Here is a 12,920-nt window from a genome sequence, read left to right on the forward strand (position 1 = left end):
GGTGACCGTCACCGGCGTCTGCGCGGGGTTGGTCAGGGTAGCGGTGTAAGTGATCTGACCGCCTTCGGTCACGGTATTACCGGCTGTCAGGGTGACAGTGGTGGTGTCGACGGTGTCGGTGATTTGGGTCACCGCCGGCGCGGGGTCGGTGGTCAGCACCAGGTTGTTGCCACCAGTGGTGCCGGTGACGGTGACGCTGATCTGGCTTGCATCGATGTACGGGGTGTCGTTGGGTGCAAGGGGCACATTCACGGTGCCCGTCAATTGGCCGGCCGGGATGGTGATCACCGCGCCATTGGACAGGGTGATGCTCAGGTCGCTGGTGGGCGCCTGCGTCACCGTGGCGGTGTAGGTCAGCACGCCGCCCGCTTCGGTGATGGTCGGGGTCGCGCCCAGGGTCAGCGTGGAGGCTTGCAGCACCAGGCCGCCCGCGTCGTTTGCCTGTGCGCCCGCGTTCTGGGTCAGGGCCGAGGTGGTCACACCCAGGCCGGCCGTTGGGAAACCAATGGTCGGTGCAACGCTGGCCGCTGTCGCATCCAGCACCACGAAACTATGGCCGCCACCCGCTGCGCCCGTGCCAGCCGCGGTTGGGCCTGCAGCGGTAGCTTCCAGGTCGGTGGTCGGGTCGGCGCCGGCAGCGATGGCTTGCTGCAGCTCGGCAACCGACGGCGCGGCCTGGGCTGTGGCTTGGGCCAGGTCGAGGCTGGAGTCCGGCGTGTCGGCGCTCCACTGGGTATCACGGCCCAGGTCCAGTGTGCGGCCATCGGCCAGTTCCAGGCTGACGGCGCCCGAGAGGCCGGTGTCTACCTGGTCCCCAGCGAACAGTCGGTCGCCTTCAATGAGTACACGTCTGACTCCTTCTGGAGAAATGACGAAAACTTGGCCAACAATGCTTTTGACGATGGCAACAACACTGCTCATTGAAGATTTCTCCGGCGATCCGTTCGGGTAACTTCCATAGACCTGAGCACTAGTTAGCGTCAGTTTGGAGGTGCTTGGACTTTTTGACAGGTGGTTAGTCAATAATTTGGCTATATTTTTTCGAAATTAACTTTATGCCAAACTATTGACCTTATGGCCGCCATCCTAAACAATCGCCCCACTAATGTCACATTGATATTTATGCGGCGAACCGTCCTACATGTGTGAACCAGTTCCGATTTTGAACTTTCCGACGTACGGTCATTACGGTTGCCATTTTCCGACACAGCGACTCGATCTGCTGTGATTTGAGACAAGAAGTCCTGGGGAATTTTTGAAATGCGTTTGCACCTGTTTAAGGCACTGCCGTTCGTCCTCGCCGCGAGTTTCGTACACGCCCAAACATTGCCACAGGCCATGCAGCAAGCGCTCGACGTGCACCCTGAGATTCAAGCCGGCGTAAATAGTCGTATCGCCGCCGACTACCAATTGCGCGCCGCCCAAGGTGGCTACCTGCCGAAGGTGGATGTGGCCGCCGGCTACGGTCGTGAAGGTGTGGACAACTCCACCACTCGTGCCGCCAACGGTCGTGGCAACAACCAATGGGATACGCTCAACCGCGGCGAATCGAGCCTGCGTCTGCAGCAAATGATTTTTGACGGTTTTGCCACCTCCAGCGAAGTGGGGCGTCAACAAGCCACCGTCAACTCCCGTGCTTATTCGTTGCTCGGCACCTCCGAGCGCACCGGCCTGACCGTTGCCCAGGTCTACCTGGACGTGCTGACCCGTCGTGAATTCGTACGCCTGGCTGAAGAGAACCTGCGCAACCACGAGCGCATCTACGACCAGATCAAACTGCGCACCCAGCGCGGCGTCGGTAACGGTGCTGACCAGGACCAGGCTGAAGCCCGTCTGGCTCAAGCCCGTAACAACCTGATCACCGAGCAGACCAACCTGGCCGACTCCCAGACTAACTATCTGAGTGCCGTGGGCCAGATGCCTGACCAGTTGGAGCGCCCGGCACCGTTCATGGCCATGCTGCCAGCCGACCTGAACGAAGCACGTCGCCAGATGCTCGACAACAGCCCGGTCCTGCGCTCGGCTGAATCCGACATCGTCGCAACCGAACAGCAATACCAAGCCGCCAAATCGACGTTCTACCCGCGTTTTGATGCTGAACTCGGCACCAATGCCGACAACAACGTCAGCGGTGACCCGTCCCACAGCAATGGCTGGGAAGCCATGTTGCGCATGCGCTTCAACCTTTACTCCGGCGGCAGCAACAAAGCGGACCTGGAATCCAAATCGGCCCTGTCCAACCAGGCCCTGGATATCCGCAATAACGCCTTGCGCCAGCTGAACGAAGAGCTGGGCCTGGCCTGGAATGCCCTGAACAACGCCAACGCCCAAGTGCCGATCGCCCAGCAATACGTCGATCACAGCACCCGAGTACGGACTTCCTACCAGCAGCAATTCAGTTTGGGCCAACGTACCCTGCTCGATTTGCTCGACAGCGAGAACGAATTGTTCACCGCTTCGCGCCGTTTGGAAGAGATCAAAAACATTCAGTTATTTACTCAATACCGAATCAAGGCGACCATGGGCGAATTGCTCAAAAGCCAGGGAGTGGTCGCGCCAATGGCCTCCGTCGTGCAAAACGACGTGAAGCCTAAAGTCCAACTGCCAGGGATGAATTGAGCCACCCCTCCAAGCCCCATCTGTTAGTCGAGAGTGCCCCGCGTGGAATCAGAAGTCAGTCGAGTTCATCTCAGTCATGATCCACGCACGCTGCATGACGACCCGTTACTCGACGGGTTGCTTGCGCTTTGTGCACTGCATCAGAAACCTGCCAGTGCGGCGATGCTCACCACCGGCCTGCCGTTGCCTGCGCAACGCCTGAGCGCCGAACTGCTGCCTCGCGCCGCTGCACGCGCGGGGCTCCAGGGGCGTTTGTTGCAACGCAAGCTGGAACAGATTCCGACCATCGCCCTGCCGGCCTTGCTGTTGCTCAAGGACGGTCGCAGCACGGTGTTGGTCGGTTGGCATGGCGAGGACGAAGCTCGCATTTTGCTCAGCGAAAGCGATGGCGGTGAAGTCGTCGTCAAGCGCGACGTGCTGGCCGATGATTACACCGGCAAAGTGTTCTTCGCCCAACCCCAGCACAAGTTCGACGTCAACCACGGCACCCTGATCCCCCGTGCCCGCTCCTGGTTCCGCGACACCTTGAAGCGCTCGCGCTGGCTCTACACCGACGCCATCGCCGCCAGTTTCCTGATCAACATCATCGCCATGGCCGCACCGCTGTTCGTGATGAACGTCTACGACCGCGTGGTGCCGAACCAGGCCACGGCCACCTTGTGGGTGCTGGCGATCGGCATTGGTGGCGCCTACCTGTTCGACCTGATCCTCAAGAGCCTGCGCAGTTTGTGCCTGGACCTGGCCGGGAAAAAAACCGACCTGATTATCTCGGCGACGCTGTTCGAGCGCATTGTCGGGATGTCCATGAAATACCGCCCGGCGCGGGTGGGCAGCTTTGCCCAAAATATCCACGAGTTTCAGAGCCTGCGGGATTTCCTCGCGTCGCTGACCCTCACCAGCCTGATCGACCTGCCGTTCACCCTGCTGATTTTCCTGGTGATCGCTATCCTCGGCGGGCACCTGGTGTGGATCCCGGTGTTGGCGTTCCCGCTGGCCCTGGGCATCGGTTACGCCCTGCAAAAGCCCCTGGTGGCAACCATGGAGCGAACCATGGCCCTGGCCGCCGAGCGTCAGTCGAGCCTGATCGAAACCCTCGCCGGGCTGGACGCGGTCAAGGTCAATAACGCCGAAAGTGAACGCCAATACCAGTGGGAACAAACCATTGGCACCCTCAGCCGTCTGGAACTGCGGGTGAAGTTGCTGTCGGGCCTGTCGATGAACATGACGCTGCTGATTCAGCAATTGGCGGGCGTGGTGATGATTTGCTTCGGTGTTTACCAGATCATCGACGGCAACCTGAGCATGGGCGGCCTGATTGCCTGCTACATGCTCAGTGGCCGTGCCTTGAGCCCGCTGGCTTCGCTGTCTGGCCTGCTGACCCGTTACCAGCAAGCCAAAGTCACCATGAAATCGGTAGACCAGATGATGGAGTTGCCCCAAGAGCGCAACTTCGAAGAGCGTCCGATGAGCCGCCGCACGCTGCAAGGTGCGATCGAATGCCGGGGCCTGAACTTCACCTACCCGGACCAGCAAAACGCCGCGCTGAAAGACCTCAACCTGGTGATCAAGCCCGGGGAAAAGATCGGCATTATCGGGCGCAGTGGTTCGGGTAAAAGCTCACTGGCCAAATTGATTGTCGGCCTCTACCAACCCGACTCCGGCGCCTTGCTGGTGGACGGCGTGGACGTTCGCCAGATCGACGTCAGCGAGCTGCGCCACAACATCGGCTACGTCCCCCAGGATATCCAACTGCTGGCCGGCACCCTGCGGGACAACCTGGTATCCGGTGCCCGCTATGTCGAAGACGAAATGGTCCTGCAAGCCGCGGAATTGGCCGGTGTCCACGAGTTCGCCCGCCTGCACCCCCAAGGTTACGAACTGCAAGTCGGCGAGCGCGGGCAGAACCTGTCCGGCGGCCAGCGGCAGAACGTCGCGCTGGCCCGTGCCTTACTGCTCAACCCGCCTATCTTGCTGCTCGACGAACCGACCAGCGCCATGGACAACACCGGTGAAGAACGCTTGAAACAACGCCTGCAAGCTGTGGTGCAAAACAAGACGGTCGTGCTGGTCACGCACCGCGCCTCGCTGCTGTCCCTGGTGGACCGTCTGTTGGTGGTCGATCGTGGTCAGATTCTCGCCGATGGCCCGAAAGCCGCCGTCATGGAAGCGTTGAAAAAGGGGCAAATCAGTGTCGCTTAAGTCCTTCAAAAACGCGATTGGCCGCTACTTCAAAGGCTCCGAATCCCTGCAAGACCAGCCGCTGCCCGAGGTCAACAAAGCACTGATCGAAGATGCGCCGCGGGTCATCCGCCTGACCATCTGGGCGATCATCGCGTTTTTCCTGTTCCTGGTGGGCTGGGCGTATTTCTCCAGTATCGACGAAGTGACGCGTGGCGACGGCAAGGCGATTCCGTCCTCCAAACTGCAGAAAATCCAAAACCTTGAAGGCGGTATCGTCGCAGAACTGTACGTCAAGGAGGGCCAGATCGTCGAAGCCGGGGCGCCGTTGATTCGTCTGGATGACACGCGCTTTGTGTCCAACGCCGGCGAAACCGAAGCCCTGCGGTTGTCGATGTTGCTGCGGGTCGAACGCTTGAGCGCGCAGGTGGATGACCGCCCGCTGAATATTCCGGACGACGTGCTCAAGGCCGCGCCAAGCCAGGCTGCCAGTGAGCGCTCGTTGTACGACAGCCGCCGTCAGCAGCTCAAGGACGAAGTCGGCGGGTTGCAGGAGCAACTGGTGCAGCGCCAACAGGAACTGCGCGAGTTCTCCTCCAAGCAAGGCCAATACCGCAACCAGCTGTCGTTGCAGCGCCAGGAAATCAACATGTCCGAGCCGTTGGTGGCCCAGGGCGCGGTCTCCCCGGTTGAAGTGCTGCGGCTCAAGCGTGCGGAAATGGAAACCCGTGGCCAACTCGATGCAACGACCCTGGCGATTCCCCGTGCCGAATCGGCGATCAAGGAAGTGCAGCGCAAGATCGACGAAACCCGCGGCAAATTCCGCAGTGAGGCCCTGACGCAACTCAACGAAGCCCGTACCGAACTGAACAAGGCTGCGTCTACCGGCAAGGCCCTGGAAGATCGGGTGAGCCGCACCCTGGTGACCTCGCCGGTGCGCGGCATCGTCAAGCAGCTGCTGGTGAACACCGTCGGCGGCGTGATCCAGCCAGGCAGCGACATGGTGGAAATCGTGCCGCTGGATGACACCTTGCTGGTGGAAGCCAAGATACGCCCGCAAGACATCGCCTTCCTGCACCCGGGGCAAGAAGCGGTGGTCAAGTTCACCGCCTATGACTACACCATCTACGGCGGCCTCAAGGCCAAGCTCGAGCGCATCGGTGCCGACACCATCACCGACGAAGACAAGAAAACCACCTACTACATGATCACCCTGCGCACCGACCGCAGCCACCTGGGCACCGATGAGAAGCCGCTGATCATCATCCCCGGCATGGTGGCTTCGGTCGACATCATCACCGGCCAGAAAAGCATCCTCAGCTACCTGCTCAAGCCCATCCTTCGGGCGCGGGCGGAGGCGTTGCACGAGCGCTGATCCCGATTGCACGCCCTGGCAAGCCCGGCCGCCCCCTGTGGGAGCCGGGCTTGCCCGCGATGAGGCCCTCCAAAACACCCAAGTGCCATGGCCTGTACAAAAGCCATATCGATATTCATTAACGGTATTTAAAATGCCGTTCTTATGACTATAAAGTCACTCTCCTGACTGCCCGGGAGTGAACTCATGTCTGCCACCTCTACTGTTCCAACAGCGAACGACACTGCACAAACCTTTGAGATCCGTCCATTTCCCGGCAGCGTCGGCGCCGAGATCATTGGCCTGGACCTGGCCCGCCCGGTCAGCGACCAGGACTTCGCCCGCATCCATCGCGCGCACCTGGACCATCACGTCGTCGTCTTCCGCGACCAACGCATCACTCCCGAGCAACAGATCGCCTTCAGCCGCCGCTTCGGTGTGCTGCAAATCCACGTGCTCAAACAATTCCTGCTGGCCAACCACCCGGAAATCCTGATCGTCTCCAACATCATCGAAAATGGCCAATCCATCGGCCTGGGGGACGCCGGCAAGTTCTGGCACTCGGACCTCTCCTATAAGGAACTGCCGAGCCTCGGCTCGATGCTCCATGCCCAAGAGCTGCCGTCCGAAGGTGGCGACACCTTGTTCGCCGACATGCACAAAGCCTGGGACCACCTGCCCGACTCTCTGCGCAAAGCCGTCGAAGGTCGCAGCGCCGCACACTCCTACACGGCGCGCTACAGCGAAACCAAATTCGAAGGCAACTGGCGCCCGACCCTCACGCCTGAGCAGCTGGCCCAAGTGGCGGAAGTGGTGCACCCGATCGTACGTACCCATCCGGAAAACGGCCGCAAGGCGCTGTTCGTCAGTGAGGGCTTCACCACCCGCATCGTCGGCCTGCCGGAAGACGAAAGCCGTGACCTGCTGGCCCAGCTCTACGCCCACAGCGTGCTGCCGGAAAACATCTACCGCCATCAGTGGCAGCCCCACGACCTGGTGTTCTGGGACAACCGCTCGCTGATCCATCTGGCGGCCGGCTGCCCGAGCCACCTGCGGCGCAAGCTGTACCGCACCACCATCCAGGGCGACGCGCCTTTCTGATCCGGAGCAAGACCATGTCCAAGAAAATCCCATTTGCGCGCCTGGCCGCCACGGTCGGCCTGGGCTTCAGCCTGCTGGCCGGCAGCCTTGTTGCACCTGCGGCCGCCCAGGCCGAAGGCGAGATTCGCATCGCCGAGCAGTTCGGCATCGTCTACCTGTTGCTCAACGTGGTGCGCGACCAGAACCTGATCGAGAAATACGGCAAGCAGGAAGGCATCGACATCAAGGTCGACTGGACCCAACTGTCCGGCGGCGCCGCCGTCAACGATGCGTTGCTGTCCGGCTCCATCGACATCGCCGGGGCTGGCGTCGGCCCGCTGCTGACCATCTGGGACCGCACCCACGGCAAGCAGAACGTGAAAGCTGTCGCCTCCCTGGGCAACTTCCCTTACTACCTGGTGAGCAACAATCCCAAGGTCAAGACCATTGCGGACTTCACCGAAAAAGACCGCATTGCCGTACCCGCAGTGGGCGTGTCCGTGCAGTCGCGCTTCCTGCAATACGCCGCGGCCAAGCAGTGGGGCGACAAGGAATTCAATCGCCTCGACAAGTACACCGTCGCCGTCCCGCACCCGGATGCCACGGCTGCGTTGATCGCCGGTGGTACCGAGCTGACCGGGCACTTCTCCAACCCGCCGTTCCAGGAACAGGCCCTGACCAACCCGAACGTGCACGTGGTGCTCAACTCCTACGACATCCTCGGCCCCAACTCGCCGACCGTGCTGTTCGCCACCGAGAAATTCCGCAACGACAACCCGAAAACCTACAAGGCGTTCGTCGAGGCGCTGACCGAAGCGGCCCAATTCGCCCAGAACGACAAAGGCGCGGCCGCCGATACCTACATCCGCGTGACGAAGGCCAAGATCGACCGCGCCGAGCTGCTGAAAATCATCGAAAACCCGCAATTCGAATTCAGCGTCACGCCGAAAAATACCTACCCGCTGGCGGAATTCCTCTACCGCGTCGGTGCGATCAAAAACAAACCCGAATCGTGGAAGGATTACTTCTTCCAGGACGCCAAGCCGCTGCAAGGGAGCTGACATGAACGCGCCCTTGCAAGGCCACACGGCCAGCAACCCGACCACCACCGAAGCACTGCTTTCGGTGGATAAAGTCAGCCTTGAATACCGCACGCCGGAACGGGTCGTGCGGGCCACTCACCAAGTCAGTTTCGAGATCGACCCGGCGGACCGTTTTGTATTGCTGGGGCCTTCGGGCTGCGGCAAATCCACGCTGCTGAAATCCATCGCCGGCTTTATCAAGCCGTGTGAGGGTGAGATCCGTCTGCTTGGGCAAAAAGTCGAGCAGCCAGGGCCGGACCGCATCGTGGTGTTCCAGGAGTTCGACCAACTGCCGCCGTGGAAAACCGTCAAGCAGAACGTCATGTTCCCGCTGCTCGCCTCCAAGACCCTCAAGCGTCGCGAGGCCGAAGAGCGAGCGCTGTACTACCTGGAAAAAGTCGGCCTCACGGCCTTTGCCGATGCCTACCCGCACACCCTGTCCGGTGGCATGAAGGCCCGCGTGGCGATCGCCCGGGCGTTGGCCATGCAGCCAAAAATCCTGCTGATGGACGAACCCTTCGCCGCCCTCGACGCCCTGACCCGACGCAAGATGCAGGAAGAGTTGCTGCTGCTCTGGGAAGAGGTGCGCTTCACGCTGTTGTTCGTCACCCACTCCATTGAAGAAGCGCTGGTGGTGGGCAACCGCATCCTGTTGCTGTCGCCGCACCCGGGGCGGGTGCGCGCGGAAATCCACAGCCATCAATACGACCTGCACAGCCTTGGCGGTGTGGCGTTCCAGGCTTCGGCGCGGCGCATTCATCGGCTGTTGTTTGATGAAGCGCCCGAGGCGGAAACCGAGCTGGGTTTCGCCGATATCCGCATCGCTTATTGAAGGGTTTCCACCATGCGCCAGGAATATGAAATCACCCTCGAACCGTTGCCCGGTGTTCGCGTAGAGCGCGAGTTGCCGCTGCGTCAGCGGTTGTGGCAACAAGGCTGGCTGCGAAAAAGCCTGATCCTGATCGTGCTCGCGATCCTCTGGGAAGCGGCCGCCCGTTATCAAAACAATGACCTGCTGCTGCCAAGCTTCCTGCAGACCCTGAGCGCGTTCTACGACGGCATGGCCAGTGGTGAGCTGTTGAGCAAGGTCAGCATCTCGCTGGTGGTGCTGATCAAGGGTTACCTGATCGGCATTGTGCTGGCGTTCGCCCTGACCACCCTGGCGGTGTCGACCCAATTGGGCCGCGACCTGCTGAGCACCCTGACCTCGATGTTCAACCCATTGCCGGCGATTGCCCTGCTGCCGCTGGCGCTGTTGTGGTTTGGCCTGGGGCAGAACAGCCTGATCTTTGTGCTGGTGCATTCAGTGTTGTGGGCGCTGGCGCTCAACACCTATTCCGGGTTTCTCGGTGTCTCCGAAACCCTGCGCATGGCCGGTCGCAATTATGGCCTCAAGGGCATGCGTTTCGTGCTGTTCATCCTGATTCCGGCGGCGCTGCCGTCGATCCTCGCCGGGCTGAAAATCGGCTGGGCGTTTGCCTGGCGCACACTGATTGCTGCCGAGCTGGTATTCGGCGCCACCAGCGGCAAGGGCGGCTTGGGTTGGTACATCTTCCAGAACCGCAACGAGCTGTACACCGACAAGGTATTTGCCGGCTTGGCAGTGGTGATCCTGATCGGGCTGCTGGTGGAGAACCTGGTGTTTGACACCCTGGAGCGGGTCACCGTGAAGCGCTGGGGCATGCAACGCTGACTGAAGCACCCACCCTGACTGAAACACCCACCCTGTGGCGAGGGAGCTTGCTCCCGCTGGGCCGCGAAGCGGCCCCAATAACATCACCGCTTTCTGTCAGAAAAAGCTCGATTGCAAATTTTGGGGCTGCTTCGCAGCCCAGCGGGAGCAAGCTCCCTCGCCACAGTCTGCTACGATTGCGCCAAGTTCACTCCCAACCCATCACGAGTGCTTGGCATGCAATTACCGGACATGAACCTGCTGGTCGCCCTCGACGCCTTGCTCGACGAGGGCAGCGTGGTGGGTGCCGCGCGGCGGATGAACCTGAGCCCGGCCGCCATGAGTCGCACCCTCACGCGAATCCGCGAGGCGGTGGGTGATCCGATCCTGGTGCGCGCCGGTCGCGGCCTGGTGCCGACGCCCAAGGCCCTGGAGCTACAAGGCCAGGTGCGTAACGTGGTGGAACAGGCGGCGCTGCTGTTCCGCTCGGCGGACGAAGTGGACCTGCGTACCCTGCGCCGCCGGTTCAGCGTGCGGGCCAATGACTTTTTTGTCGGGGTGTATGGCGGTCGGCTGTTCGACACCATGGAGCGCATGGCGCCGCTGTGCGAGCTGCGCTTCGTGCCCGAAGGCGACACCGATGACGAAGCCCTGCGGGAAGGCCGGCTCGACCTGCGGGTGGGCAACACCATGCCGATCACCCCGGAAGTGAAGGTGCAGAACCTGTTCACCACCACCTTCGTCGGGCTGGCGCGGGAAGGGCACCCGTTGTTCGATGGAGAAATCACCGCTGCACGGTTCGCCAGCTATTCCCATATCAGCATCTCCCGGCGCGGCATCGCCCGTGGGCCGATCGACACGGCGCTCAACGCCCAAGGCCTGGAACGTCGAGTGGCCATGATCGCCCCCGGGTTTCACGGCGCGATGTTCATGCTGCCGGATTCCGACCTGATCCTGCCGGTGCCCAAGGAAGCGCTCTACAGCGCCAACCGCCTGAAGCTGCCGTTGCGCGCATTTACCTTGCCCATCTCCCTGCCGACCCTGGTGTTGACCCAGGCCTGGCACCCGCGTTTCGACAAGGACCCGGCCCATAAATGGCTGCGCGAGACCATGCGTGAATGCTGCGAGGCGACGTGGCAGGAAGCGCAACCCACGTGAGTCGCAAGTAAGCTCGGTCAATGTGGGAGCTGGCTTGCCTGCGATGCGGGCGACCCGATTTTTCAGGAACAGCGAGGTGATGCCATCGCGGGCAAGCCCGGCTCCCACAGCGATCGCCTACATTTTGATCGTTGCGTCTGGTGCACTTATAAGCTTCCTATAAGTCACTTTTTGTCATGTCTAAGCCTGATTAAACTGCTCGGGTATTTCCTATGCCGAGTTGTAGTTCATGACGTCCCTCGCTGCTCCCGCACCCCTGGCCGCAGCCAAGCCGACCGCCATCACCCCGCCCGTTTTCGGCCCGCGCATCATCATCGGCCTGGTGGGCGTGTTGCTCGCGGTACTGGTGTCCGGCCTCAACGAAATGGTGACCAAAGTCGCCCTCGCCGATATTCGCGGTGCGATGTACATCGGTTTCGACGAAGGCACCTGGCTGGTGGCCGCGTACACCGCTACTTCCGTCTCGGCGATGGCCTTTGCACCCTGGTGTTCGGTGACGTTCTCCCTGCGCCGTTTCACCCTGTGCGCCATCGGCCTGTTCACCGTGCTCGGCGTGCTGTGCCCGTTCGCACCGAATTACGAAAGCCTGCTGATTTTGCGCACCGTGCAAGGCCTGGCCGGCGGCGCCTTGCCGCCGATGCTGATGACCGTGGCCCTGCGCTTCCTGCCGGCCAACGTCAAGCTATACGGCCTGGCCGGCTATGCCCTGACCGCGACCTTCGGGCCCAGCCTCGGTACACCGCTGGCGGCCATGTGGACCGAATACGTCGGTTGGCAATGGGCGTTCTGGCAGATTGTCGGGCCGTGCCTGTTGGCCATGGCCGCCGTAGCCTACGGCTTGCCCCAGGACCCGTTGCGCCTGGAGCGCTTCAAGCCGTTCAACTGGCGCGGCCTGCTGCTGGGGTTTCCGGCGATCTGCATGCTGGTGATCGGCCTGCTACAGGGCAATCGCCTGGACTGGTTCGAGTCGTCGCTGATCACCTCGTTGCTGATTGGCGGCCTGGTGTTGCTCGTGTTGTTCATGATCAACGAATGGTCGCACCCGATGCCGTTTTTCAAGTTGCAGATGCTCGGCATTCGTAACCTGGCGTTCGCGCTGATCGTGCTCGCCGGCGTGCTGATCGTGCTGCTGGCGGTGACCATCATTCCGTCCAGCTACCTGGCTCAGGTGCAGGGCTACCGCCCGCTGCAAACTGCCCCGGTGATGCTGATCATGGCGTTACCGCAGTTGATCGCGCTGCCGTTGGTGGCGGCGCTGTGCAACCTGCGCTGGGTCGATTGCCGTTGGGTATTGGGCATCGGCTTGAGCATGTTGATCCTGTCCTGCGTGGGCGGGGCGCAGCTGACGTCGGCGTGGATCCGCGATGATTTCTACGCGCTGCAATTGCTGCAAATCTTCGGGCAACCGATGGCGGTGTTGCCGCTGTTGATGCTCTCCACGGGCAGCATCACGCCCCAGGACGGGCCGTTCGCCTCGGCGTGGTTCAACACCGTCAAAGGCCTGGCCGCCGTGGTCGCTACCGGCGTGATCGACGCCTTGACCACCCACCGTTTGCATTTCCACTCGACCATGTTGGTGGACAGCCTGGGCAACTCGCCCCTGGCCGACAGCGATGCCGCCGGCCTTGCCCATCGCTTGCACCAGCAGGCCGTGGTGCTCACTTCTTCGGATCTCTACTACGTCATGGCGGGTGTCGCGGCGGTGTTGATCCTGCTGATTTTCTGGATGCCGACGCGGATTTATCCGCCCCGCGCGCCGACTTGATTGCTCACTGAG

General features: G+C 61.5%; 10 protein-coding genes. 9 read left to right on the forward strand and 1 reads right to left on the reverse strand.

The window, feature by feature from the left end:
- A partial coding sequence (locus LIY45_RS23255; RefSeq protein WP_226477743.1) for a retention module-containing protein occupies positions 1-921 on the reverse strand: 921 nt, incomplete at its 3' end.
- A gap of 339 nt (positions 922-1,260) precedes the next feature.
- Between LIY45_RS23255 and LIY45_RS23260 the strand changes: the two genes are divergently transcribed.
- The 9 genes from LIY45_RS23260 to LIY45_RS23300 all read left to right on the forward strand — a co-directional run bounded on the left by LIY45_RS23260 (position 1,261) and on the right by LIY45_RS23300 (position 12,908).
- On the forward strand, positions 1,261-2,619 hold the full coding sequence (locus LIY45_RS23260; protein WP_226477744.1) for a TolC family outer membrane protein: 1,359 nt from the start codon (positions 1,261-1,263) through the stop codon (positions 2,617-2,619).
- 42 nt (positions 2,620-2,661) lie between these two features.
- A complete protein-coding gene (locus tag LIY45_RS23265) occupies positions 2,662-4,818 on the forward strand; it encodes a type I secretion system permease/ATPase (RefSeq protein ID WP_226477745.1) in 2,157 nt (718 codons plus the stop codon).
- Positions 4,808-6,172 (forward strand): HlyD family type I secretion periplasmic adaptor subunit, encoded by a 1,365-nt coding sequence (locus tag LIY45_RS23270; RefSeq protein ID WP_017478021.1) that lies wholly within the window; start codon positions 4,808-4,810, stop codon positions 6,170-6,172. Before LIY45_RS23265 ends, LIY45_RS23270 begins: the two co-directional genes overlap by 11 nt.
- Before the next feature lie 186 nt (positions 6,173-6,358).
- Positions 6,359-7,252 (forward strand): TauD/TfdA family dioxygenase, encoded by an 894-nt coding sequence (locus tag LIY45_RS23275; protein ID WP_226477746.1) that lies wholly within the window; start codon positions 6,359-6,361, stop codon positions 7,250-7,252.
- 14 nt (positions 7,253-7,266) lie between these two features.
- Entirely contained in the window at positions 7,267-8,292 is a 1,026-nt protein-coding gene (locus LIY45_RS23280) for an ABC transporter substrate-binding protein (RefSeq protein ID WP_226477747.1), read from the forward strand.
- A 1-nt stretch (position 8,293) separates the two neighbouring features.
- Positions 8,294-9,145, forward strand: a complete 852-nt coding sequence (locus LIY45_RS23285) for an ABC transporter ATP-binding protein (RefSeq protein ID WP_093203148.1) — start codon at positions 8,294-8,296, stop codon at positions 9,143-9,145.
- A gap of 12 nt (positions 9,146-9,157) precedes the next feature.
- The gene (locus tag LIY45_RS23290) at positions 9,158-10,006 is read left to right on the forward strand and encodes an ABC transporter permease (RefSeq protein ID WP_017478025.1); all 849 of its coding nucleotides are present in this window, start codon (positions 9,158-9,160) and stop codon (positions 10,004-10,006) included.
- Positions 10,007-10,222: 216 nt separating this feature from the next.
- On the forward strand, positions 10,223-11,143 hold the full coding sequence (locus tag LIY45_RS23295) for a LysR family transcriptional regulator (RefSeq protein ID WP_063033667.1): 921 nt from the start codon (positions 10,223-10,225) through the stop codon (positions 11,141-11,143).
- Between the two features lie 229 nt (positions 11,144-11,372).
- Positions 11,373-12,908, forward strand: coding sequence for an MFS transporter (locus LIY45_RS23300; RefSeq protein ID WP_226477748.1), 1,536 nt, complete (start codon positions 11,373-11,375; stop codon positions 12,906-12,908).
- The last annotated feature ends 12 nt before the right edge of the window (positions 12,909-12,920 follow it).

This window comes from Pseudomonas sp. MWU16-30323, assembly GCF_020515595.1.
Classification (GTDB): Bacteria; Pseudomonadota; Gammaproteobacteria; order Pseudomonadales; family Pseudomonadaceae; genus Aquipseudomonas; species Aquipseudomonas yamanorum.